Annotated in this window: 23 protein-coding genes; 13 read left to right on the top strand and 10 right to left on the bottom strand. The window is 72.8% G+C overall.

Annotation, left to right across the window (positions count from 1 at the left end; genetic code table 11):
* The first annotated feature begins 16 nt into the window (after positions 1-16).
* The 8 genes from QSK39_RS43085 to QSK39_RS43050 all read left to right on the top strand — a co-directional run bounded on the left by QSK39_RS43085 (position 17) and on the right by QSK39_RS43050 (position 10,730).
* A complete protein-coding gene (locus QSK39_RS43085; protein ID WP_285483556.1) occupies positions 17-1,297 on the top strand; it encodes an adenosylmethionine--8-amino-7-oxononanoate transaminase in 1,281 nt (426 codons plus the stop codon).
* 217 nt (positions 1,298-1,514) lie between these two features.
* Positions 1,515-3,746: a bifunctional SulP family inorganic anion transporter/carbonic anhydrase gene (locus QSK39_RS43080; protein ID WP_285483555.1), complete on the top strand. Its 2,232-nt coding sequence runs from the start codon at positions 1,515-1,517 to the stop codon at positions 3,744-3,746.
* A gap of 199 nt (positions 3,747-3,945) precedes the next feature.
* The gene (locus QSK39_RS43075) at positions 3,946-6,120 is read left to right on the top strand and encodes a SulP family inorganic anion transporter (RefSeq protein WP_285483554.1); all 2,175 of its coding nucleotides are present in this window, start codon (positions 3,946-3,948) and stop codon (positions 6,118-6,120) included.
* 878 nt (positions 6,121-6,998) lie between these two features.
* The gene (bioD, locus tag QSK39_RS43070; protein WP_285483648.1) at positions 6,999-7,718 is read left to right on the top strand and encodes a dethiobiotin synthase; all 720 of its coding nucleotides are present in this window, start codon (positions 6,999-7,001) and stop codon (positions 7,716-7,718) included.
* Between the two features lie 72 nt (positions 7,719-7,790).
* Entirely contained in the window at positions 7,791-8,804 is a 1,014-nt protein-coding gene (bioB, locus tag QSK39_RS43065; protein WP_285483553.1) for a biotin synthase BioB, read from the top strand.
* Positions 8,791-8,997: a biotin synthase auxiliary protein BsaP gene (bsaP, locus tag QSK39_RS43060; RefSeq protein ID WP_285483552.1), complete on the top strand. Its 207-nt coding sequence runs from the start codon at positions 8,791-8,793 to the stop codon at positions 8,995-8,997. Before bioB ends, bsaP begins: the two co-directional genes overlap by 14 nt.
* A 72-nt stretch (positions 8,998-9,069) precedes the next feature.
* Positions 9,070-9,666, top strand: a complete 597-nt coding sequence (locus tag QSK39_RS43055) for a DUF2567 domain-containing protein (RefSeq protein ID WP_285483551.1) — start codon at positions 9,070-9,072, stop codon at positions 9,664-9,666.
* Between the two features lie 44 nt (positions 9,667-9,710).
* Positions 9,711-10,730, top strand: coding sequence for a M48 family metallopeptidase (locus tag QSK39_RS43050; RefSeq protein ID WP_285483550.1), 1,020 nt, complete (start codon positions 9,711-9,713; stop codon positions 10,728-10,730).
* Between the two features lies 1 nt (position 10,731).
* On the opposite strand, the gene QSK39_RS43045 is transcribed toward QSK39_RS43050, so the two are convergent.
* Entirely contained in the window at positions 10,732-11,448 is a 717-nt protein-coding gene (locus QSK39_RS43045) for an LON peptidase substrate-binding domain-containing protein (protein WP_285483549.1), read from the bottom strand.
* 40 nt (positions 11,449-11,488) lie between these two features.
* Positions 11,489-12,121 (bottom strand): NUDIX hydrolase, encoded by a 633-nt coding sequence (locus tag QSK39_RS43040; protein ID WP_285483548.1) that lies wholly within the window; start codon positions 12,119-12,121, stop codon positions 11,489-11,491.
* Positions 12,122-12,232: 111 nt separating this feature from the next.
* On the opposite strand from QSK39_RS43040, the gene nadA reads away from it, so the two are divergent.
* From nadA to QSK39_RS43020, 4 genes are all read left to right on the top strand, one after another.
* Positions 12,233-13,246: a quinolinate synthase NadA gene (gene nadA / locus QSK39_RS43035; RefSeq protein ID WP_285483547.1), complete on the top strand. Its 1,014-nt coding sequence runs from the start codon at positions 12,233-12,235 to the stop codon at positions 13,244-13,246.
* Positions 13,243-14,886, top strand: a complete 1,644-nt coding sequence (locus QSK39_RS43030) for an L-aspartate oxidase (protein WP_285483546.1) — start codon at positions 13,243-13,245, stop codon at positions 14,884-14,886. Before nadA ends, QSK39_RS43030 begins: the two co-directional genes overlap by 4 nt.
* Entirely contained in the window at positions 14,883-15,776 is an 894-nt protein-coding gene (nadC, locus tag QSK39_RS43025; protein ID WP_285483545.1) for a carboxylating nicotinate-nucleotide diphosphorylase, read from the top strand. The genes QSK39_RS43030 and nadC overlap by 4 nt, the downstream gene beginning before the upstream one ends.
* 87 nt (positions 15,777-15,863) lie before the next feature.
* Positions 15,864-17,027, top strand: a complete 1,164-nt coding sequence (locus QSK39_RS43020; protein WP_502873366.1) for a S8 family serine peptidase — start codon at positions 15,864-15,866, stop codon at positions 17,025-17,027.
* Positions 17,028-17,270: 243 nt separating this feature from the next.
* On the opposite strand, the gene QSK39_RS43015 is transcribed toward QSK39_RS43020, so the two are convergent.
* The 6 genes from QSK39_RS43015 to QSK39_RS42990 form a co-directional block, all read right to left on the bottom strand.
* The gene (locus tag QSK39_RS43015; protein ID WP_285483543.1) at positions 17,271-17,642 is read right to left on the bottom strand and encodes a hypothetical protein; all 372 of its coding nucleotides are present in this window, start codon (positions 17,640-17,642) and stop codon (positions 17,271-17,273) included.
* Entirely contained in the window at positions 17,639-18,979 is a 1,341-nt protein-coding gene (locus QSK39_RS43010) for an alpha/beta hydrolase (protein ID WP_285483542.1), read from the bottom strand. Before QSK39_RS43010 ends, QSK39_RS43015 begins: the two co-directional genes overlap by 4 nt.
* A gap of 29 nt (positions 18,980-19,008) precedes the next feature.
* Positions 19,009-20,301, bottom strand: a complete 1,293-nt coding sequence (locus QSK39_RS43005; protein WP_285483541.1) for a WXG100 family type VII secretion target — start codon at positions 20,299-20,301, stop codon at positions 19,009-19,011.
* On the bottom strand, positions 20,298-20,684 hold the full coding sequence (locus tag QSK39_RS43000; RefSeq protein ID WP_285483647.1) for a hypothetical protein: 387 nt from the start codon (positions 20,682-20,684) through the stop codon (positions 20,298-20,300). The genes QSK39_RS43005 and QSK39_RS43000 overlap by 4 nt, the downstream gene beginning before the upstream one ends.
* A 98-nt stretch (positions 20,685-20,782) precedes the next feature.
* Positions 20,783-21,085: a hypothetical protein gene (locus QSK39_RS42995; RefSeq protein WP_020644701.1), complete on the bottom strand. Its 303-nt coding sequence runs from the start codon at positions 21,083-21,085 to the stop codon at positions 20,783-20,785.
* Between the two features lie 17 nt (positions 21,086-21,102).
* Positions 21,103-21,447 (bottom strand): WXG100 family type VII secretion target, encoded by a 345-nt coding sequence (locus tag QSK39_RS42990; protein WP_155541946.1) that lies wholly within the window; start codon positions 21,445-21,447, stop codon positions 21,103-21,105.
* 255 nt (positions 21,448-21,702) lie between these two features.
* Between QSK39_RS42990 and QSK39_RS42985 the strand changes: the two genes are divergently transcribed.
* Positions 21,703-23,166, top strand: a complete 1,464-nt coding sequence (locus tag QSK39_RS42985; protein WP_285483540.1) for a class I adenylate-forming enzyme family protein — start codon at positions 21,703-21,705, stop codon at positions 23,164-23,166.
* Here QSK39_RS42985 and QSK39_RS42980 read toward each other — a convergent pair.
* Positions 23,163-23,639, bottom strand: coding sequence for a nucleotidyltransferase domain-containing protein (locus QSK39_RS42980; RefSeq protein WP_285483539.1), 477 nt, complete (start codon positions 23,637-23,639; stop codon positions 23,163-23,165). The genes QSK39_RS42985 and QSK39_RS42980 overlap by 4 nt on opposite strands.
* Positions 23,639-24,082, bottom strand: coding sequence for a YdeI/OmpD-associated family protein (locus tag QSK39_RS42975; protein WP_285483538.1), 444 nt, complete (start codon positions 24,080-24,082; stop codon positions 23,639-23,641). The genes QSK39_RS42980 and QSK39_RS42975 overlap by 1 nt, the downstream gene beginning before the upstream one ends.
* Between the last annotated feature and the right edge of the window lie 28 nt (positions 24,083-24,110).

The following is a 24,110-nucleotide window of genomic DNA, read 5'->3' as shown; positions in this document are numbered from 1 at the left end:
GTCGTAGGGTCGGCGGATGGACTCCGCCGACCTGCTCGCCCTCGACGCCCAGCACGTTTGGCACCCGTACGCGCCCATGCCGGCGAAGGTGCCTTCGCTGCTGGTCACCGAGGCGAGTGGCGTCCGGCTGAAGCTCGCCGACGGCCGGGAGCTGGTCGACGGGATGTCGTCGTGGTGGTCGGCCGTCCACGGCTACCGGCACCCGGTGCTCGACGCCGCCCTCGCCGAGCAGGCCGGGCGGATGAGCCACGTCATGTTCGGCGGCCTGACCCACGAGCCCGCGATCACCCTGGCCAAGACCCTGGTCGACCTGACGCCCGAGGGCCTCGAGCACGTCTTCCTCTGCGACTCCGGTTCGGTGTCGGTCGAGGTCGCCGCGAAGATGTGCCTGCAGTACCAGCGTTCCCGGGGGCTGCCGGAGAAGCGGCGGCTGCTGACCTGGCGCGGCGGCTACCACGGCGACACGTTCACGCCGATGAGCGTGTGCGACCCCGACGGCGGCATGCACTCGCTCTGGCGCGGGGTGCTGCCCGAGCAGGTCTTCGTGCCCGCCCCGCCGACCGGCTTCGACACCCCGCCCGAGCAGTCCTATGTGGACACGCTGGCCGACGCGATCGGGGCCCACGCCGGGGAACTGGCCGCGGTGATCGTCGAACCGGTCGTGCAGGGCGCCGGGGGGATGCGCTTCCACCACCCCGCCTACCTGCGCGCGCTGCGCGAACTGACCGAAGCTCACGACGTCCTGCTGATCTTCGACGAGATCGCGACCGGCTTCGGCCGCACCGGCGCGTTCTTCGCCGCCGAGCACGCGGGCGTGACGCCGGACGTGCTCTGCCTCGGCAAGGCGCTGACCGGCGGCTACCTCAGCATGGCGGCGGCGCTGTGCACGCCGGAGGTCGCGGCGGGAATCTCCCGCGGCGCGCTGCCGGTGCTCGCGCACGGGCCGACGTTCATGGGCAACCCGCTGGCCTCGGCAGTGGCGAACGCCTCGCTGGGGCTCCTCGCCGACGGCGCGTGGCAGCAGGACGTCAGCCGGCTCGAGAAGAGCCTGCTGGACGGCTTGGCACCGGCACGCGACCTCGGCTCGGTGGTGGACGTCCGGGTGCTCGGCGGGATCGGCGTGCTGCAGCTCGACCACCCCGTCGACATGGCCGTGGCCACGGACGTCGTCACCGAGCAGGGTGTCTGGCTGCGGCCGTTCCGGGACCTCGTCTACGCGATGCCGCCGTACGTTTCGACTGACGACGACCTGGCCGCGATCACCCGCGCGATGCTTGCCGTGGCCGAAAAGGCGTGAATTCAGCACATCGGGTGTGACCACGCGCACACCGAGACCCGAAGGTCTCTCACCGTCGCGCTCCGTGCCGGTGTGCGGCCCACACCACGCGATCGGCGGAGGTTCCCGGGCGCGGTTCGCCTGAAAGATCCGGGAAACCGAACCGGTCCGTACCGGGACAAACGCGAGAAATGCTTGCGTAGCGGACTTTTCGCGCGGTTTCGGCGATCCTGCCTCCATGATCGAGATCGTTCGCGGTGAACACGACACCGGACCCCCGACGGCCCCGCAGCCCCTGGAGAACCTCAAACACGATGTCCTCGCTTCGATAGTCGTCTTCCTCGTCGCCGTCCCCCTGTCCCTCGGCGTGGCCTTCGCCGCCGGGGCGCCGCTGCTCTCGGGCCTGATCTCCGCCGTCGTCGGCGGGCTGGTCGCGAGCCTCTTCGGCGGATCGCCGCTGCAGGTCAGCGGCCCGTCCGCCGCTCTCACCGTGGTGCTGGCCGACACGATCGCCACCCACGGCTGGCCCGTCACCTGCGCGATCACCGTCGCCGCGGGCCTGCTCCAGATCCTCTTCGGCCTGACCCGCCTCGCCCGCGCCGCGCTCGCCGTGTCGCCGGCCATCGTCCACGGCCTGCTCGCCGGCATCGGCGTCACGCTCGTGCTGGGCCAGCTGCACGTCGTGCTCGGCGGCTCGGCGCAGGGCTCCGCACTGGCCAACGTCCTCGCGCTGCCGCGGCAGATCGCCGCGCACCACGACCAGGCCGTGCTGGTCGGCGTCGTCACCCTCGCGGTGCTGCTGGCGTGGCCGCGGCTGCCTGGCCCGGTCCGCCGCATACCCGCGCCGCTGGCCGCCGTCGCGCTGGCCACCGGCCTGTCCGTCGCGACCGGCATGTCCCTGCCGCGCGTCGACCTCCCCGCCGGGCTGCCCACGCTGGGCATCGTGCCGCGGCTGCCCGACGGCGGCTGGGGCGGCTTCGCGGTCGCCGCGCTCACCATCGCGCTGATCGCCGGCCTGGAGAGCCTGCTGTCCGCGGTTTCGGTGGACAAGCTCCGTTGCGGCCCGCGCACCGACCTGGACCGCGAGCTGATCGGGCAGGGCGCGGCGAACGTCGCCGCCGGCGCGCTCGGCGGGTTCCCGGTCACCGGCGTCATCGTGCGCAGCATGACCAACTACGAAGCGGGGGCGCGCACCCGCGCGTCGGCGATCCTGCACTGCGTCTGGATCCTCGCCGCGTGCCTGCTGTTCACCGGCGTGCTGCGGCTGATCCCGCTGGCGGCGCTCGCCGCGTTGCTGGTCTACGTCGGCGCGAAGCTCGTGAACGTCAACGGGCTCAAGGAAGTCCGGCGTCACGGCGACCTGCCGGTGTACGCCGTCACGCTGGCCGGCGCGGTCGCCGTCAACCTGTTGACCGGGGTTGCGGCCGGGATACTGCTGGCGCTCGCGCTGATGCTGCGGCGGATGATCTTCTCGGGCATCCACGTCGAGAAGGACGGCGACCGCCACCGCGTCGTCATCGAAGGCGCGCTGACGTTCCTGTCCGTGCCGCGGCTGACCCGGGTGCTCGCCGAGGTGCCCCCGCACGCCGAAGTCCGGCTGGAGCTGCTCGTCGACTACCTCGACCACGCCGCGTTCGACTGCCTGCGCGGCTGGCAGCAGGCCCACGGCGGGCCGGTGACGGTCGACGAGATCGGGCACCCGTGGTTCGAACGCGGCAGCTCGGACGCGCCGACCGTGCGCCGCAGCGTCGCCGCGCGGGTCGTGCCGAGGTGGCTCGCGCCGTGGTCGGAGTGGCAGGCCGAGCACGTCGTGCTGCCGGCCCAGCGCACCGCCAGCTCCCTGCTGTGCCGCGGGGCTTCGGAGTTCCACCGCCGCACGGCGCCGCTGCTGCGCGACACGTGGAGCGGGCTGGCGCACGGGCAGCAGCCGCACACGCTGTTCATCACCTGCGGGGACGCGCGGATCGTGCCGAACCTCATCACCACGAGCGGGCCGGGGGACCTGTTCACCGTGCGGAACATCGGCAACCTCGTGCCGCCGGCGGACGGGGACGACTCGTCGGTCGGGGCGGCGATCGAGTACGCCGTCGGGGTGCTCGGGGTCGCCGAGATCGTCGTGTGCGGGCATTCCGGCTGCGGGGCGATGAAGGCGCTGCTCGGGCGGGCACCGGACGGCCTGGTCCGGCTCGGCAGCTGGCTTCGGCACGGCGAAGCGACGTTGCGCCGCCGCGCCCGCGAAGCGCCGCTGCTGCTCGGCGGCGAACGGCCCGCGGCCGAGGCCGACCAGCTCGCGCTGCAGAACGTCGTGCAGCAGCTGGAAACGCTGCGCGGGTACCCCGTGGTCGCGGAGGCGCTGGCGCGGGGCGGGCTCCGGCTGACCGGGATGTACTTCGACGTCGGCGCCGCGCAAGTGTCCCTTTTGGACGATGCGGCGCGCGGGTTCGTGCCGGCGGGTGCGTTGGAGCATTGACGCGGCGAAGGCCGTCTCCGGACTTCCGGGGGCGGCCTTCGCTTGTGCGGTACGGGTTTCACCTGTCACGTGACAGGTATTCGATCTTGTGAACGGGACGTGAACGGGCTGTCCGGTTTGTGACGTTCGAGCTAAATATGGCGAGTTATTCACTCGAACGGGTGGTGCATAGCGGACATTTCACACGATTTCCGGTTGCATGGTGATCATGAGACCCCTCGCCGTGCTCCGCCACGACCTGCCGGCCTCACTGGTCGTCTTCCTCGTCGCAGTGCCCTTGTCCCTCGGCATCGCCCTCGCTTCGGGCGCGCCGGTCGCCGCCGGGCTCGTCGCCGCCGTCGTCGGTGGCGTCGTCGCCGGTGCCCTCGGCGGCTCCGTGCTCCAAGTCAGCGGGCCCGCCGCCGGCCTGACCGTCGTCATGGCCGAAACCATCCAGACGTTCGGCTGGGCCGTCACCTGCGCGATCACCGTCGCCGCCGGCGCGCTGCAGATCCTGCTGGGGCTGAGCCGGATCGCCCGCGCCGCGCTGGCCATCTCGCCGGCCATCGTGCACGGCATGCTGGCCGGCATCGGCGTCACGATCGTGCTCGGCCAGCTGCACGTCATCCTCGGCGGGAAGGCCCAGAGCTCGGCGGTGGAGAACATTGCCGAGCTGCCCGGCCAGATCGTCGCCCACCACGACTCCGCCGCCCTGATCGGCGTACTCACCATCGTCATCCTGCTGCTCTGGCCGAAGCTCCCGGCCGCCGTCCGGAAGGTGCCCGGGCCGCTGGCCGCGATCGCCGTCGCCACGGTCGTGTCCGTGGTCGCCGGGATGACGCTGCCCCGCGTCGAACTGCCCGGTGACCTGCTGGACATCCACCTGGTGCCGCAGCTGCCGGGCAGCTGGGGCGGGTTCGCGCTCGCCGTCGTCACCATCGCCCTGATCGCCAGTGTGGAGAGCCTGCTCTCGGCGGTCGCGGTCGACCGCCTGCACACCGGCCCGCGCGCCGACCTCAACCGCGAGCTCGTCGGCCAGGGCGCGGCCAACATGCTGTCCGGGGCGGTGGGCGGGCTGCCGGTCACCGGCGTCATCGTCCGCAGCTCCACGAACGTCGCCGCCGGCGCGAAGACGCGGGTGTCGGCGGTGCTGCACGGCGTCTGGGTGCTGCTGTTCGTCGTCCTGCTGGCCGGGCTGATCCAGAGCATCCCGCTGGCCGCGCTCGCCGGGCTGCTGGTGCACGTCGGCGCGAAACTGGTCAACCCCGGGCACATGAGGACGGTCCTCGCCCACGGTGATCTGCCGGTGTACCTGCTGACTCTGGGTGGCGTGGTCGTGTTCGACCTGCTCACCGGCGTCCTCGCCGGGATCGGCCTCGCGCTGGTGCTGATGCTGCGGCGGACGTTGTGGTCCGGCATCCACGTCGAGACCGAAGGCGACAGCAGGCGCGTGGTCGTCGAAGGCGTGCTGACGTTCCTGTCGGTGCCGCGGCTGTCGAAGGTGCTCGGCGCGATCCCGGCCGGGGTGCCGGTGCGGCTGGAGCTGGTCGTGGACTACCTCGACCACGCGGCGTTCGAAAGCCTCACCACGTGGCAGCAGGCGCACGAGCGCGCGGGCGGCACGGTGGACGTCGACGAGGTCGGCCACCCGTGGTTCGGCGAGGGCAAGGCGGGCCGTCCGACGCGGTCGCGGCTGGCGGCGAGCCGGGCGGTGCCGCGCTGGCTCGCGCCGTGGTCGGAATGGCAGGCGGTGGAAGGGATCCCGGCCCAGCAGACCCGCCGCGGCGCGACGGAGTTCCACCGCCGCGCGGCCCCGCTGCTGCGCGACACGCTGTCCGGGCTGGCGGACGGCCAGCGCCCCCGCACGCTGTTCATCACCTGCGGCGACTCCCGGATCGTGCCGAACCTGATCACCACGAGCGGCCCGGGCGACCTGTTCACGATCCGCAACATCGGCAATCTGGTCCCACCGGGACAGGCCGACCCGTCGATGAACGCGTCGATCGAGTACGCGGTGGGCGTGCTGGGCATCGAGGAGATCGTGGTGTGCGGCCATTCGGGCTGCGGCGCGATGGCGGCGCTGGCGGAGGGCCCACCACCGGGCCCGCTGGCGGTCTGGCTCCGGCACGCGGAGCCGAGCGCCCATCGCACGGGATCGGCGACCTTGGACGGAGCGGTCCCGGACCGTGAGGGCGACCGGTTGGCGCTGCACAACGTGCTGCAGCAGCTGGAGCACCTGCGGGAGTACCCATCGGTGGCGTCCGCCGAGGCGGCGGGGAGGGTGCAGTTGACCGGGATGTACTTCGCGGTGGGGACGGCGCAGGTGTACCTGTTCGACGGGGCGGAGCGGACATTCCGCCCGGCGGGGGCATCGGTGGGGGTACCGGGCGGGTGAGGTTTCGCGCGGGCCGGGCCCGGTGGGGCCCGGCTCGCGGCACCGCGGCAGGTCGGTACCGCGGCAGGCCGGGCCCGGCGCAGCCGGTACCGCGGCAGGTCGGTACTGCGGCAGGTCGGTACCGCGGCAGGCCGGGCCCGGCGCAGCCGGTGCGGCTTGCAGGTGCCGACGCTCCTGATCGGAGCCGGGTGCAGTGGCGGTGGCCGGCGGCTGTCGCCCAGCCCTGCCCGGCCCTGCCCGGCCCAGCCCAGCCTGGCCGGGCTCGGCCCGGCCCGGCCAGGCCGAGCCGGGCTCGGCACGGCCTGGCTTGGTCCGGTCCAGCCTCGCCTTGCTCGGTCCGGCCTGGCCTGGCTCTTGGCTCGGACCGGCCTGGCTCGGCCTTGCATGGTCCGGCTCGACCCCGCCGAATCGGGCCCAGCCCGGCGGGCTGGCCCGTCCTAAGTACGGCCCGCCCGGGCTCACCTGATCTGGCTCGGCTCGGCCTGTTCCGGCTCAGTCGGCCGAATCCGGCTCGGCTCGGCCTCGCGCGACTCAGCTCGGCCTGATCCGCCTTGGCCTGAGCCGGGCCTGGCCCGGCGTTGGGGCAGATCACGGGGCGAGTCCGGTTCCGCCGGCGGGTTGCGGTCGGCGCCGCCGAGTCGATGCAGCCGGCGGTTGCCGTGCACCCTCGGGCCGGGGCCGGGGCCGGAGCCCGGGCCCGCCAGCTCCGGCTCACCCCGGTCGGAGATTCGTCCCCCGGCACCGCACCCCGGCCGCGTTCCACCCCCGCCTACCCCGAACCCCCGCCCGACCTGGGAACCTTCTTCCCCCACCCCCTCTCATCCGGTGCCCGCGGTGCGCGCCCCAGTGCCCAGTCACTAAGTTGATGGTTCGTGACCATGCTGGTGATGACGGGGACCGGGACCGGGGTCGGCAAGACGATCACCACGGCGGCCATCGCCGCCCTGGCGGTGGCCGGGGGGCAGCGCGTTGCCGTCCTGAAACCCGCGCAGACCGGGGTTGGCCCCGATGAACCCGGGGATCTCGCCGATGTCCGGCGGCTCGCGGGCGATGACGTCACCACGCGGGAACTGCGCCGGTACCCCGACCCCCTGTCGCCGGAAGCCGCCGCGCGGCGCAGTGGGCTTCCCGGGCTCGATCCCGGGGAAATCGCGCGGGCCGCCTCCGAGCTCGACGGCGGGCACGATCTCACCCTGATCGAAGGTGCCGGGGGCCTGCTCGTGCGCTTCGACAAGACCGGCTCCAGCCTCGCCGACGTCGCCTGGTCGCTCGGCTCGCTCGTGATCGTCGTCGCCGAGGCCGGGCTCGGCACGCTCAACGCCACCGCGCTCACCGCCGAGGTCGCCACCAAGCGCGGCCTGACCGTCGCCGGTGTCATCATCGGCTCGTGGCCCGCCGAACCGGACCTCGCCGCGCTGTCCAACCTCGAAGACCTGCCCGTCGCGGCCGGGGCGCCGCTGCTCGGCGCGCTGCCCGCCGGGCTCGGCCAGGCTTCGCCCGAGGAGTTCCGGTCCGCCGCGCGGGCCGGGCTGTCGCCGTGGTTCGGCGGCGAATTCGACCCCGAGCTCTTCGCGGGCTGCGCTTCCGCCGGGAAGTGACCTGCGTCGCTGTCGTCCCGCGGTGCCTTCGTGCACGATGAGGGACGCTTCCACCACGACCAAGGAGACGCCGTGACCGCAGTCCCGGACACCGATGTCCTCGCCTACGCGCGCGAGCACGTCCTCGAAAACGGCGTCGGCCTGGGCGAAGCCGAAGTCCTGGAGGTGCTGCGGCTGCCGGACGACCGGCTGCCCGACCTGCTCGCCCTCGCGCACGACGTCCGGATGCGCTGGTGCGGCCCCGAGGTCGAGGTCGAGGGCATCATCAGCCTCAAGACCGGCGGCTGCCCCGAGGACTGCCACTTCTGCTCGCAGTCCGGCCGCTTCCCGACGCCGGTGCGCTCGGCGTGGCTCGACATCCCGAACCTGGTCAAGGCCGCCCGGCAGACCGCCGAGACCGGCGCGACGGAGTTCTGCATCGTCGCCGCCGTCCGCGGGCCGGACAAGCGGCTGCTCTCGCAGGTCCGCGAAGGCGTGAAGGCCATCCGCGCGGACGGCAACGACATCCAGATCGCCTGCTCGCTCGGCATGCTCACGCAGGAGCAGGTCGACGAGCTCGTCGAGATGGGTGTGCACCGCTACAACCACAACCTCGAGACGGCGCGCTCACACTTCCCGGCTGTCGTCACCACCCACACGTGGGAAGAGCGCGCGGACACCCTCCGGATGGTCGCGAAGGCGGGCATGGAGGTCTGCTGCGGCGGCATCATCGGCATGGGGGAGACGGTCGAGCAGCGCGCGGAGTTCGCGGTGCAGCTGGCCGAGCTGAGCCCGCACGAGGTGCCGATGAACTTCCTCATCCCGCAGCCGGGCACGCCGTACGAGCACTACGAAATCGTCGAGGGCAAGGACGCCCTGCGGACGGTCGCGGCGTTCCGCTTGGCGATGCCGCGCACGATGCTGCGCTTCGCCGGCGGCCGTGAGCTCACGCTCGGCGACCTCGGCGCGGAGCAGGGCATGCTCGGCGGCATCAACGCGATCATCGTCGGCAACTACCTGACCAACCTCGGCCGCCCGGCCAGCGCGGACCTGGAGATGCTCGACGAGCTCAAGATGCCCATCAAGGCCCTCAGTGACAGCCTCTGACGCTCCCGCCTTCTGCGTCCACTGTGGACAGGAGTCGCCGGGTGGGACGGACCACCCGGCTTGCCACAACCCGAGGACGGCATTGGAGCCGCCGCGCTACTGCACGTTCTGCGCGCGGCGGCTCGTCGTCCAGGTGAGCCCGCTCGGGTGGACGGCCAAGTGCAGCAGGCACGGCGACACGGCGAGCGGCTGACACTCACCACGCACCGACCGGTTACCCTCGGTCGCACCGTGTCGCAGGAGCGCGGCGCAGGAGGGAGTCCGGGTGAGTGAGTCGTCGGGGCCCGCGCACCGGCCGTCGGCCGTCGCCGGTCCGTGGTCGGTGCCCGTGCTGTTCCGCGAGCGGCGGCCGCGGGTCGTCGTCAAGGCCGACCTGCTGCCCGCCGTGAGCGTGCTCGGCACCCTCAGCCTGCTGAGCTTCCCGCTCGCCTTCGCCTGGTCCCGCCTCGCGCCGCCGGAGCGCGTGCGCATCATCGGCTCCGACGGCACCCAGGGCGCCCTCGAGCTCGAGAGCTGGCACCGCTTCGACGACCTCGCCGTCTTCGGGCTCATGACGCTCGGGCTGGGGATCGTGGTCGGCGTCGTCGTCTGGCTGCTGCGCGAGCGCCGCGGGCCGGTCGTGTTCCTCGCCGCGGTCCTCGGCGTCGCCCTCGCGAGCGCGCTGGCCATGATGCTCGGCGTCGGCTGGGCGAACAGCCACTACGCCATCTCCGCCGCGCCCGCGCTCGGCTCGGTGATCGAACTCGCGCCGCGCCTGGAGTCCTGGTGGGTGCTGCTCACCGGCCCGCTCGGCGTGACGCTGGCGTACAGCCTGCTCGCCACCTGGAACGGCCGCGACGACCTCGGCCGCCGTCTCGGCTGAGGCAGTCTCCCCCTAAGCTGGTTCCCTCGATCACAGGGGGTTCAGTGACTGAAGACATCGAGGTTTCGCGGCACCACGCCGTCCGTTTCCCGGGCATCAGCCCGCGCGCCTACGAGCACCCGGTGGACCGCGGCGCGCTCGCCACGCTGCGGGCCATGCCCGGGTTCGCGCAGGTCGTCAAGGCCATCTCGGGTTTCTACAACGAGCGCGGCGAGCGGCTGATGGCGCTCGCCTCGTCGATCCGTGTCGGGCTGAAGCAGTACCCGGAGCTCGACCGCCTGCGCCACGAGTGCGCCGAGACGCTCGACCTGCCGGTGCCGAACGTGTTCGTCTACCAGGACCCGCGCATCAACGCGGAGGCCGTCGGCATGGACGAGCCGTTCATCCGGGTCAGCACCGGGCTCGTCGAGCTGATGAGCCACGAGTCGCTGCGGTTCGTGCTCGGCCACGAGATGGGGCACGTGCTGTCCGGGCACGCCGTCTACCGCACGATCATGGTGCGCCTGATCAGCCTGCAGCTGTCGATGTCGTGGACGCCGGTGAGCGCGCTCGGCATCCGGGCGATCATCGCGGCACTGCGCGAGTGGTTCCGCAAGGCCGAGCTGTCGTGCGACCGCGCCGGCCTGCTCTGCGCCCAGGACCCGACGGCCGCGCTGCGCGCCCAGATCCAGGTCGCGGGCGGGATCGACCCGGCCCGCATCGACATCCCGTCGTTCCTGCGGCAGGCGGCCGAGTACGAGTCGGTCGAGGACATCCGCGACAGCTTCCTCAAGCTGAAGTTCGTCGAGACGGAGTCGCACCCGTTCGCGGTGGTCCGCGCGGCCCAGCTGCAGAAGTGGGCGGCGTCGGAGGAGTACCGCGCGATCCTCGCGGGCGACTACCCGCGCCGCGACGACGACGCGCCGACGTCCGACTGGAAGGACGACCTCAAGTCGGCGGCCAAGTCGTACAAGGATTCGTGGAACTCGTCGGCCGACCCGCTGACGAAGGTGTTCAGCGACGTCGGCGAAACGGTTTCCAGCACGGCCGGCAAGGTGTGGAGCAAGTTCGGCTCCGGGGACTGACTCAGTTCAGGCTGGCCGGCTTGCCGAGGTCGGTCAGCTCTCCCGGCGGCAGCGGCACCGCGCCCAGCGTGTCCAGGAACCCCGCCTCCCGCGTCAGCAGCCGGCACGCGATGCGGAGCCGGCGCAGGGGGTGGCGTTCCTCCAGCAGCCGCTGGCGGTCCTCCAGGGGCAGCAGGCAGTCCGCGGCCAGCTGGTAGGCCAGCTCGGCGAGCTCGGTGTCGGCGTCCGGGGTGGTCCAGTCGTCGCTGCGCCACGCCGTTTCGCAGTAGCGCCGGTGCGCGGTGCGGGCGACCACCGCGAGACGCTCGGCCATGTCGCCGGACGGCGCGACCGGGTCGTCGTCGACCCATTCGACCGACGCGATCATGTACGGCGCCGAAACGCAGTCGAGGTCGGTCAGGCGGAAGCGGCGCTGGGCCTGCGTCACGACGTCGAACCGGCCGTCCGGCAGGCGCTTCGCCTCGCGCAGCACCGTGCTGCAGCCGATTTCGTACAGCTGGTCCAGACCACGGACCTCGCGGGTCAGGGACGACCGCAGGGCCACCACGCCGAACTCGCGCCCCGGCACCGTGCCGCTGACGAGGTCCGCCGTCAGCTGCCGGTACCGCGGTTCGAAGATGTGCAGCGGCAGCTTGGTCCCCGGGAGCAGAACCGTCTGCAACGGGAACAACGGCAGCAAGGTCGTCGTCGCGTCACTTTCCGATTCCGGCTCGGTCACGCGTCAACCGTAAGGGCAGCGCACCCAAACCGCAGCACGGTCACCGATTCGGCGGCCTGAACACCGCGAACGGATCCGTGATCTGCATGCCCTTGCCGGCGAAGGAGAACAACGCCGCCGGACGCCCGCCCGCGCGGCCCGGCGCCGCCGTGTGGCCGGTGGGGACCAGCAGGCCCCGGCGCGAGAGGACCCGCTGCAGGTTGGTCGCCGAGACGCGGTAGCCCAGCGCCGCCGAGTACAGCCCGCGCAGCGCGGAGATCGTGAACTCCTCGGGCGCCAGCGCGAACCCGACGTTGGTGTAGGAGAGCTTCGAGCGCAGCCGGTCGCGGGCGCGCAGCACGATCGCTTCGTGGTCGAACGCCGTGCGCGGCAGCTTCGCGACGTCGTGCCACTCGGTGTCCTCGGGGACCTCGGGGTCGGCGTCGGAGGGGACCAGGGCGAGGAACGCCGTCGCCACCACGCGCGGGCCGGGGACCCGGTGCGGGTCGCTGAACACCGCGAGCTGCTCGACGTGCTCGATCCGGCGGACGTCGACCTTCTCCTTGAGCTGGCGCCGGACCGACGTCTCGACGTCCTCGTCGGGCCGCAGCCGCCCGCCCGGCAGCGACCAGCGGCCGAGGTGCGGGTCGAGCGCGCGGCGCCACAGCAGGACCTGCAGTGTGTCCGAGCGCACTTGAAGGACCGCGCCCAAAACCTCGTGGGCCAGGGGGGCCTGGGTGTTAAGATGACTTCGCACGGTTTTCGATTATAAGGCGAAAACCGGAGACAGGTCCAGGAGGGCCAGATGACCAGCACGTTGGTTCCGGAAGGCCTCACCCCGTTCGGCGGGGGCGAGGCGAACGCGGCGTGGGCGGAGGAGGTGCGGCGCCTGGCGAAGCAGCGCGACGCGGTCCTGCTCGCGCACAACTACCAGGTCCCGGAGATCCAGGACATCGCCGACCACACCGGCGACTCCCTCGCGCTCAGCCGCATCGCGGCGAGCAGCGACGCCTCCACCATCGTCTTCTGCGGCGTGCACTTCATGGCCGAGACCGCGAAGATCCTCGCCCCGGAGAAGACCGTCCTGATCCCGGACGCGCGGGCCGGCTGCTCGCTGGCCGACTCCATCACCGGCGCCGAGCTGCGCGCCTGGAAGGCCGAGCACCCGGGTGCGGTGGTCGTCTCCTACGTCAACACCACGGCCGAGGTGAAGGCCGAAACGGACATCTGCTGCACGTCCTCGAACGCGGTCGACGTCGTCGCTTCGATCCCCGCTGACCAGGAAGTCCTCTTCCTGCCGGACCAGTTCCTGGGTGCGCACGTCAAGCGCGTGACCGGCCGGGACAACATCCACATCTGGGCGGGGGAGTGCCACGTCCACGCCGGGATCAACGGTGCGGAGCTGGCCGAGCGCGCGGCTTCGAACCCGGACGCGGACCTGTTCATCCACCCCGAATGCGGGTGCGCGACGTCGGCGCTCTACCTGGCCGGCGAGGGTGCCGTGGCGCCGGAACGGGTCAAGATCCTCTCGACCGGCGACATGGTCCACGAGGCCCGCGACACGAAGGCCAAGACCGTGCTGGTGGCCACCGAGATCGGCATGATCCACCAGCTCCGCAAGGCCGCGCCGGGCATCGACTTCCGCGCGGTGAACGACCGCGCGTCCTGCCGGTACATGAAGATGATCACGCCCGCGGCCCTGCTGCGGTGCCTGCGTGACGGTCTCGACGAGGTCCACGTCGACCTCGAAACCGCTTCGAAAGCTCGTGCTTCGGTGCAGCGGATGATCGAGATCGGGCAGCCTGGCGGCGGAGAATGACCACGCCGGTTAATGACCCACGGGCGAAAACCCCGGCTTGGGAAGCTCGTGCCGATCTGGTCGTGATCGGCAGCGGCGTCGCCGGGCTGACCGCGGCGCTGCGGGCCCAGTCGCTCGGGCTGCACGTCCTGGTGGTCACCAAGGCGGCGGTCGAGGACGGCAACACGCGCTGGGCCCAGGGCGGCGTCGCCGTCGTCCTGGAAGACCAGCACGACCTCGACGACTCGGTCGCCAAGCACGCGGAAGACACGTTCACCGCGGGCGCCGGGCTGGTCGACGAGGCCGCCGCCCGCTCGATCCTCGACGGCGGCCCGGCCGCGGTCGCGCGCCTGCGGGAAGACGGCGCGAAGTTCGACGCGGCCGGGGACGGCCTGCTGGCCCGGACCCGCGAGGGCGGGCACAGCGCGTTCCGCGTCATCCACGCGGGCGGCGACGCCACCGGCGCCGAGGTCGAACGCGCCCTGGTCGCGCAGGCCGGGCAGGCGCGGGTGCCGGTGCTGGAGCACCACATCGCCGTCGACGCGCTGCGCACGCCGGGCGGGCGGGTCGCGGGCGTCACCGTGCTCGACCACAACGGGGTGCCCGGCGTCGTCCGGGCGCCGGCGGTGCTGCTGGCCAGCGGCGGGATCGGGCAGCTCTACCAGGTGACGTCGAACCCGGAGATCGCCACCGGCGACGGGCTCGCGCTCGCGCTGCGGGCGGGGGCGACCGTGGCGGACATCGAGTTCGTCCAGTTCCACCCGACCGTCCTGTACACCCCGGGCGCGCGGGGACGCTGCCCGCTGGTCACCGAGGCCGTCCGCGGCGAGGGCGCGACGCTGGTCGACGGCGCCGGGCAGGCGGTCATGGCGGGCGTGCACCCGCTCGGCGACCTGGCTCCCCGTGACGTCGTCTCGGCGGCGATCACGCGCCGGATGGGTTCGGCGCCCGGCGGGATCGACGACCACGTCTTCCTGGACGCGACGTCGATCGCGGGGTTCGCCCAGCGGTTCCCGACGGTGTCCGCGGCGTGCGCGGTGCTGGGGCTCGATCCGGCGCGTGATCCGATCCCGGTGGCGCCCGCGGCGCACTTCTCGTGCGGTGGCGTGGTGACCACTGTGGACGGACGCTCGTCGGTGCCCGGGCTGTACGCCGCGGGTGAAGTGGCGCGGACGGGCCTGCACGGCGCGAACCGCTTGGCGTCCAACAGCTTGCTCGAAGGACTGGTCGTCGGGCAGCGCGTCGCCGAGGCGGTCGCGGCGGACCTGGCCGCCGGGCTGCTGGCCGATCCTTCGCGCGGCCGGCTGCCGTCGTGGACGACCGCGCCGACGGCCGAGCGGGACGCGTTGCAGCGCGTGATGAGCCGGTACGCGGCGATCGGCCGGGACGCCGACGGCCTGGCAGCGGCGGGTTCCGTGCTCGACTTGTCGACACAGGACAGTCCGTTGTGGACGCACGCGGCGGTGGAGGACGCGGCGCTGACCGTGGTGGCGCAGGCGTTGCTCGCCGCGGCCGTCCGGCGCACCGAGTCGCGGGGCTGCCACGTGCGGACCGACTTCCCGGCGCGCGACGACGGCTGGCGCCGCAGCCAGCTCATCCGGCTCAGCCCGTCCGGTCAGCCGGTGCTGGCCGACCCGATCCCCCTGGAGGGCGTGGCATGACTTTCCCGATCTCCGAACCCGTCCTGCGCTTGCTCGCCGCTTCCGGCCTCGACGTCGAGGACGTCACGCGCGTCGTCACCACGGCTTTGGGTGAGGACCTGCGGTACGGGCCGGACGCGACGACCGCGTCGACAGTGCCCGCCTCCGCTTCCGCGGTGGCCGAGCTGACCCCGCGCGTCGACGGCGTCGTGGCCGGGCTGCCGGTAGCGCTGGCCGTGTTCGACCTGGTGCTGGGCTCTTCGTACGAGGTGCTGGCCGGGCGTGAGGACGGCGATCGGCTGGTCGCGGGGGAGCCCGCGCTGGTGCTGCGCGGTCCCGTGCGCGGGCTGCTCACGGCCGAGCGCACGGCGCTGAACCTGCTGTGCCACCTCTCCGGCGTCGCCACCGCGACCGCCGCCTGGGTGTCCGAAGTGGACGGTACCGGCTGCGCGATCCGGGACTCCCGCAAGACGTTGCCGGGCCTGCGGCTGCTGCAGAAGTACGCCGTCCGGTGCGGCGGCGGGGTGAACCACCGGCTCGGGCTGGGCGACGCGGTGCTGATCAAGGACAACCACGTCGTCGCCGCGGGTTCGGTGACCGCGGCGCTGGCCGCGGCCCGGGCGCACGCGCCGGAACTGGCCTGCGAGGTGGAGGTCGACACGCTTGCGCAGCTGGAGGAAGCGCTGGCCGCGGCCGCCGATGAGGTGCTGCTGGACAACTTCACGCCCGAGCAGTGCCGGCAGGCGGTGGCGCGCCGCGACGAGGTCTCCCCGAAGACGCGGCTGGAATCCTCTGGTGGGCTCACCCTCGACCGTGGTAAGGCCTACGCCGAGTCCGGTGTGGACTATCTGTCGGTGGGCGGGCTGACCCACTCTTCACCCGCGTTGGATCTGGGTATGGACCTTCGCTGAACGGCCTTTCCCGGGTAAACTGGCGGTGGCGGAAGTCCTTTTCCGCCACCGTCTTTTCGTTCGGGGGTTCGGGTGCGGTTACCGGCGCTGCTCGCGGTCGCGGGCCTCGTCGCGGGCGCGGCCGTGTCCGGCGCGCCGGTGGCTTTCGCGCAGGGGCAGTGCGCCAACCCGTCCGGCACCTACACCGGCGAGGTCCCGTGGGGGCAGCGCCTGGTCGACCCGGCGCGGCTCTGGCCGCTGACCCGCGGTGAAGGCCAGCTGGTGGCCGTCATCGGCACCGGCGTCGACGGGCAGAACACGCAGTTCGCGCCCGGCCAGCTCGAAGGCGGAGCCGGCACCGAGCGGTCGGACTGCGACGGCCGCGGCACGATCGCGGCCGGGATCGTCGGCGCGCAGCCGGACGCGTCGACGACGTTCGCCGGCGTCGCCCCCGGTGCCCACCTGCTGCCGATCCGGTACACCGAAGGCTCGGGCTCGTCGGCGGCCGACGGCGGCGGGGGCGACCCGGGCGCGCTGGCCGACGCGATCGACACGGCGGCGGACCGGCGGGCGAGCGTGATCCTGATCGCGGTGCCCGCGGCGTTCGACAGCCCGGCGTTGTCCGGCGCGGTCGCGCGGGCCCGTTCCCAAGGCGCGGTGGTGGTTTCGGCGGCGTCGGCGACCCAGCAGGGCGCGCGGTCGTACCCGACGGCGACGCCCGGCGTGCTGTCGGTCGGGTCGGTGAACCCCGCGGGCGAGCCGGTGCAGACGGAGGCGGGGGACTACGTCGGCGTCGCAGCGCCGGGAGCCGAGCTGGTCAGCACGTCGGCGGGGGCGGGCGGCGCGGTGGCGCACCGCTGGCCGGTGACCGATCCGGGACTGGCGGCGGCGTACGTCGCCGGCGTCGCGGCGCTGGTCCGGGCGTACCACCCGGACCTGACCGGCGACCAGGTCGTGACGCGGCTCGAGCTGACGGCGCACCGCCCGGGTTCGGGCGGCCACGACCCGCGGCTGGGCTGGGGAGTCCTCGACGCTTACGCGGCGGTGTCCTCGACACTGCCGGCCGACGTCGCGCCGCCGGGCGCGGTTCCCGTGCCGGGCTCGGCTCCGGCGGTGGTCCCGGCAGCGGCTCCGGCCCCGGCGCCGTCCGACATCGCGGCGGGCACGATCGCGCTGGCCGGCGTGGCTCTCGCGGCAGCGGCCGGAGTGGCGGTGGCGGCGGTGCGGCGGGCCCGTCGCCGTGGCTGGCGCCCCTCCCGCTTCACGCCGTAAGCCGTGTCGTCCCTTCAATCACAAGTGATGCCCCTCCAATCACGCGAGATACCCCTTCAATCACGCGAGTTGCGCGCTCAATCACGCGAGTTCGGTGCACCGGAACGGTCGGCTCGCGTACCTGGAGAGTCGGTTCGCGTACCTGGAGGGTCGGCTCGCGTGATCAGAGAGCGATCTCGCGTGATTGGCGGGGCGACACGCGTGATTGAAGGGGCGACACGCGTGATTGGGGAGTCGACACGGTCAGGCGGGGACGGGGCGGGTTGAGCCGATGATCGCCACCGCGTGGCTTGCCCTGGCCACGTGGACCGTGAAGTCCGCGCCCTCGCGGCTGAATCTTGCGATCAGCTCGCGGGGGGTGCTGCGGTCGTGGGCCTGCCAGCCTTGCTGTTCCAACGTCGGGATCACTTCGGTGAGGCGGGTCTCCGGGTCTCCCGGGTGCTCCAGGCGGACGCCGTACTGCCAGCAGAGCAGGTGGCCGGGACGCGTGGGGTCGCAGTCCAGCTCGCCGTTAACCGTCGGGTCCGCCGCGTCGCCGAACACCGCCGCGACGCCGTCGATCACCTCGGTCAGCTCGACTGCCAAGCGGTCCAGGTCCGAAGACGAAGAAGTCATCGCAGCACACCCCCGTCGTTCAGGAACTCGACGCCGTGCTCGAGGATGCCATGCGGGTCGAAGGTCCCGTTCGCCGTGGTGGGTCCGGACGTGAGCACGCGGTACATGTTCGTCCACGACTCCGAACCCGGCTTCAGCACGTCACTGTGCGAGGACAGGCCCCACAGCTGATCGCCGGAAGCGTCGCGTCCTGTTTCCAGCTCCGTGACGCCCGGGAACGTGTCCGGGTCCGCGCCGTGCCCGATGCCGGTCCACTCCAGGCCCCACGCGTTGCCCTGGGCGATCTCGATCGGGTCGAGCGGCGCCGTCATCGAGAACCGCTGGACGCCCGCCTGGCTCGCCGGCAGGTCCGCGGGCGACCAGACGCCGTGCCCCATGCCCGCCGACTCGACGTGCAGGACGCGGTCGACGTCGAGACCCTGCGTCTCGGCCAGCCCGACCGTCGCGCCGCCGTAGCTGTGCCCGATCGCCGTCAGCGTGACGTCGGAGCCCGCGTGGCTCGCGATCTCGCCGCGCAGGTCGTCGGTGAAGTGCTTGAGGTCCGGCGCCATCGCCTCCGCGTAGCTCGCGGACGGTCCCTGCACCACCGGGTTCTGCGGGAACACGCCGTCGGCCCAGACGACCATCGCCGTGCGCCCGGTCGGGTCCGCGGCCACCAGGCTGCGCCCGAGGCCGGCGTAGGCGTCGAAGTTGGACATCTGCGTGTTGACGCCCGGCACGAACAGCCCGACGTTGCGCGTCCCCGGCTCGATGTGCCCGACGAGCTCGGCGATCCGGCCGTTGCCCGCCGGGTCGAACTTCAGGATCTGCCGGTTGTTCGCGAGGATGTCTTCGTACAGCTTGATCCGCGACTGCGACCGCGCGATCTCGTCGGCGTCGGTCAGCGACGCCAGCTTCGACCGCTCGGCCGTCAGCGCGTCGGCGACCTTCGCGCGGTTCTGCTCGATCGCCTGCCCCCACGCGCCGGTGTCGGCCGCACCGCCGATCCCGGCCGGGTTCCCGGCGGCGGGCAACGGGTCCTCGGGCAGGAGCGCCCGGTACATCGCGGCGACCTGCGTGTCGGCCCGCCGGTAGCCGGCCGCCGACTCGGTCAGTCCACTTTGGATGGTCCGGAGCCGGGACACGCCCGATTCGAGCTTCCCGCCCAGCTCCTTCATGGTCTTCTCGAACGTCTTCGCCGCGGCCTTGGCCGCTTCGACCTGGCCGAACGCCGTGGCCGGGACGTTCTCACCCGAGACCGCGGTCTGCGCTGTGTGCAGTGCGTCGGCCCGTTGGCCGGATTCGGCCGCCGCGGTGTCGAGGCGGGCCGGGGCGACGCGATAGCCGGCAGCCGTCACGGCCCGCCTCCGTTCTCGAGATGGGTGAGTCAGTACGCTTCCGGCTCTTCGCCGATCACCGGGGGCGCGACCGGGGCCGACTGGCCCCAGACGTTCTCCGTCTCCACCAGCCACGCCGGGATCCGGCGCCCGGACCCCATGTCGCCGCCACCGCCCATGCCCATCGGCATCATGGGCATCATCGGCATCGCGCCCTTGGCCGCCGCCGCACCCGCGGCCCCGGCCGCGCCGCCGGCGAGCCCGCTCAGCGCGTTGCCCGCGCCGCCGTCGCCGGCCAGGCCGGAGTGCGCCGCCGGACCGTCGGCACCGCCGCCGATCCCGGCCCCGCCGGGGACACCGCCGCCGATCGACGGCGCGTCACCCCCGCCGATCGGGATGCCGCCGCCGGCCCCGCCCTCGACGCCGGCCCCGCCGCCGCCGAGCTTCGTGCCTGCCGCTTCTTCCTTGCCGTCCTTGGGATCCTTGCCGGTCGCCCACGACGGCACCTTCGGCATGATCGAGCCGAACCGGCCGAACGCGGCGGCCGAAGCCGCGGCGAGCCCGGCGGTGAACATGTCGCCGAACAGCGGGTTCGACGTCGGCACGGTGCCCGGCTGCGGAGTGCCGGTCGAGGGCAGCGGGTGCCCGTCGGCCGGGGTGACCACGACGCCGGGATCGGTGACGCCGTTGCCGACGAGCCCGGGCGTGCCCGCGCTTCCGGCACCGCCACCGGCGGGCGGGGCGGTGGGCGTCTGCACGGCGTTCGGCGACGCCGGGATCGACTCCTCGGCGGTGCTGTACTCGCCGGCCAGCTCGGTCATCACGACGATCGCCTTGCCGTGCGCGGACCCGGCCGCGTTGGCCGCGGACTGCTGGGCCTCGACGTTCGCGATGGCCTGCTGGCGCTGCTGCGCCGCGGCCTGGACGACGGCGGGCGAGGAGTCCGGCGGCAGCAGCGGCGGGTTCACCGCGAGCGCGACGTCGGCGGGGGAGACGTCCGGCACCGAAACCGGCGGCGGCATCTCCTTCTTGGCCTTCACCAGCGCGTCGGCGGCGTCGTCGAGCATCACGTTCATCGCCTCGGCGGTCTGCGCCACCTTGGAGATGCCGTTCGCGAGGTCGACGATCATGTGCTGGTACTGGTCGGCGGCGCCACCGGTCCACTGGTCCTTGAACTCGGTGAGCTCCGAGTTGAGGTTGTGGGCCTGCTCGTGCAGGTGCAGCGCGGCGGACTTCCACTTGTCGGCGGCGTGCCGCGCGCTGTTCGGGTCGCCCGCCTGCAGCATCGCGTAGAGCTGCTGGTGGCTGTACGCGGCGAAGTTCGTGTGCGCGGTGTTCGTCATCCCTTGCGGCTCCCGTCCGAGTCGCCCAGGCCGAGCAGGCCGAGCACGGGGTCGAGCAGGCCGGTGACGGCGCCCGAGGTGTGGAGGTCTCCGGCGACCGCCTCGTCGGCGTTCTGGTAGCCGTCGGCGACGGTGTTCGTGACGTCCTGCGCGAACCCGATCGCGCTGCGGACCTGGTCGAGCAGGCCCTGCATCTCCGAGACCGCCGCGCGGTGGGCGTCGGCCAGCGACCCGGCCTCGCCGAACTCGCCGAACAACAGCGGCTCCTCGCCGAGGGTGAGCAGGAAGTCGTTCGGTTTGGCCATCGCGTGGATCTGGGTTTCCAGCTCCCGCACGAAGTCCTTCAGCGATTCCAAGTGGACGTAGTACGACTGGTCGTGCATCGGGTCCCGGCTCTCTCGTCGCACGTAGGGAGGGAAAGCCGGTCGGCCGGTGCGAGCGGGGGGTTTCCCGCACCGGCCGACCGACGTCTGGGCGCGGTTCAGCCCGCGAACAGCCCCTGGTTGCGGTTCTCCAGCGACTGCTGGAGGTCGTGGGCCTCGCCGACCTTGCCGCCGAACTGCGCGATGATGGCGACGATGTCCGCGGTGGCCTGGCGCAGCCGGGTCTCCGACTGGCGAGCGGCGTCACCGGCGGAGCTGCCGGAGGCGTACCAGGTCGCGGTGATCGGCTGGAGGTTCTGGTGCAGCTGCTCCAGCTGCGAGGTGAGCGCCTTGGCCTTGGCAGCCAGGGACGCCGAGCTGTGCTGCAGCGCGGCGAAATTGATTTCGACGACGTCGGCCATCGATCTGTCCTCTCAGGTCAGGGGTTGAGGCGGGGGATCACGCCCGAGCCCTCGAGGGTGTTGCCGACCCCCTGGAAGCTCTGGTGGACGTCGGCGTCGCCGCGGCCGTAGTTCTGGTGGCTGGTGTGCACGAGCTGCGACATGGTGTCGAGCTCCTTCACCGCCACGGTCATCTTCTCCTGGAGCCGGCGCTGCAGGTCCCAGAACGCCACGGCCTGGTCACCCTTGTAGTTGCGGAGCGCCTCGGTCAGCTCGGACTCCAAGCTGGCCATCGTGGACTTGGCGTTCGTCGCGGTTTCCTCGAAACCCTGGACGGCGCGCGTCATGGCAGCGGAATCTGCCTGGAATCCCGGACTGGACATGGACGGGCCACCTCCTTCCTGAAGCGAATACCCCTGGCGCGGTGGTCCGCGCGTTGTGAAAGTCACGCTAGAAAAGAGCCAGGTCCGGTCAAACGGCACAACTGCCGGTCGTACTGACGGCACTTATACCCACAGGGGGCGTCCCGTCCGTCCGTCTGCCGTGGCAGACGGACAAAACCGCTGTTCAGCGCCGTTCTGCCGAAATTCTGAGATCCGCCCGGTAGACCCGGACGCCCCGGGCGAGAGGCGGTCGAAATGGTCCACCCGCAGGCACTGCTGGACGAGCTGGGGCGCGCCCCGGAAGTTCCCGCGTTCGAGCACGGCTCGCGCGTCACGTCGCGCCGCGAGCTGCGGGAGCTGGTCGGCCGGTTCACCGCGGGCCTGCGGGCGGCCGGGCTGGGGCCGGGGGACGGCGTCGGCATCGCCACCGCCGTCACCCCGGAGGGGTTCGCCGCGATCGTCGCCGCGCAGGTGCTCGGCTGCCGGGTCGTCGGGGTGCGGCCCGGCCTGCCCGTGCCGCAGCTGCGCCACGTCGTGAGCGACGTCGGCGCGCTGGTCGTCGACGCGGCGTCCGAGACGCCGGAGCTGCTCGGCACCGTGGCCGGCCTGCCGATCCTGCGGGTCGGGCCCGAGCTGCTCGCGAGCCACGAAGAGCCGGTCCCGCAAGGACGCCTCGACGACATCGCGACGGTCGTCTACACCAGCGGCAGCACCGGCGTGCCGAAGGGCGTCGCCTACAGCTACCGCGCCCTGACCGAAGGCCGGGTGTGGCGGGCGCCGGTGCCCGGCTCGGCCCACGAGCGGCTCGGCGCCGGGTTCGGGCGGTTCCTGCTGTTCGGCACGCTCACCAGCGCGGTGATGGTCGAGCAGCTGGGGGTGTGCCTGCTCGCCGGCGGGACCGCGGTGGTCCCGGAGGAGCTGCCGGACTTCCCCTGGGTGCTGCCGCGGCTGCGGATCACCGCGGCGCTGATGACGGTGCCGCGGCTGCACCAGGTCCTCGACGTCCTGCGCGCCGAGGACGTCGACCTGAGCGACCTGCGGACCCTGGTGGTGGCCGGCTCGCCCGTGCCGCCGCACAAGCTGGCCGAGGCCCTCGAGCTGATCGGGCCCGCGATGCACCACGCCTATGGGCAGACCGAGACCGGGATGCTGACGATCTGCGGCGCCGGCGAAGGAGCCGGATCCGTCGGGAAGGCCTGCGACACCGTCGAAATCGAGGTCCGCGACGCCGCGGGGACGCCGCTGCCGGCCGGCTCGGAGGGCGAGGTCTGGGTGCGGACGCCGTCGGCGCTGGCCGGGTACTGGCGCGACGAGACCACGACTTCGCAGGTGCTGCGCGACGGCTGGGTCCGCACGCAGGACCTCGGTTCGCTGGACGCCGCGGGGTACCTGCACCTGTCCGGGCGGGCGCGGGACGTCGTGATCGTCAACGCGGTCATCCACTACACCGGCCCGATCGAGCGGGCGATCGCGGCGCACCCGGACGTGGACCAGGCGTACGTGGTTTCGGTGCCGGACGAGCGGACGGGCGAAGCGGCGCACGCGTTCGTGGTCCCGGTCCCGGGACGCGAGCCGAACCTCGACGCGGTGCGCAAGGCCGTGGCGGCGGAGCTGGGGGAGGCGGCGGTGCCGGCGCGGTTCAGCTTCGTGGGCGCGGTCCCGATCGCGCCGTCGGGGAAGCCGGACAAGGCGGCGCTGCGGGCGTCCGTCGTGGACTAGAAGTGGGTGCGGACCCCGAAGGCCTCGCGGAGGTGGCGCATGTCCGCGAGGTCGCGGTCCGCGGGTGCGTACCCCTGGTGGAAGAAGACCTGCTGGGCCACCGAAACGCACGGCACCTCGACGCCGTCGACCCGCCCGGTGACGAAGCAGTCCGCGGGGTAGGGGAAAGTGCCCTCCGGGGCGGCTTGGACGGCCGAGCCGTCCGCGGCGAAGACCAGCGGGTGCAGGTCGAGCTCCGTGGCGCCGTCGGAGAGCACGAACCGGACCGGGCGCAGGTCGAGCGTCTCGCGGTAGCCGAGGCGGCTCAGCGCCGCGAGGACGGCGGGTTCTTCCTCGACGCGGTGCAGCAGGTCGAGGTCGCGGTGTTCGCGAGTCCGGCGGCCCAGCAGGGCGTCGATGCCCCAGCCGCCGGCCAGCCGGACTTCGGCGGGCTTCACGGCGTCGAGCACGCGCAGGACCGTGCCCGCGTCCATCACTTCCCGGCGCGCAGGTCGGTGATCACCTTGGCGACGCGCCGCTGCCGGGTCTCCTCGGTCTTCGCCTGGCCGATCGGCAGCACGAACCGCTGTTTCGCGCTGTAGGACAGGCTTTCGAAGCGGGTCCGGGCCGCGTCGTCGGCCGCGAGCGCTTCCGCCAGGTCGGGCGGGATCTCCAGTTCGCGCGGGGCCGTGTCGAGGGTGACCTCGACGTCGACCTCGTCGCCCGCGGCGACACCGGCCTGCTCCCGGTTCTCCGCGCTCAGCGGCAGCAGGTACTGCCCGCCGCGGCTGGCGATCGTCGACCGGTAGGTGTGCCCGCCGAGCGTCACGGTGACCGCGGGCTTCTTGCCGGCGCCGAGCGCCTCGACGACGTCGTCCGGGACCGGGAGGCCGGTCGCGGTCTTGCCGCCGAGCAGGACCGTGGTGCGGAACTTCATGGCGCGAGTATGCCCCGGGCCGGCCTCC

The organism is Amycolatopsis sp. NBRC 101858 (genome assembly GCF_030269325.1).
GTDB lineage: Bacteria > Actinomycetota > Actinomycetes > Mycobacteriales > Pseudonocardiaceae > Amycolatopsis > Amycolatopsis ponsaeliensis.
This window is presented reverse-complemented; position numbering and strand designations above follow the sequence as displayed.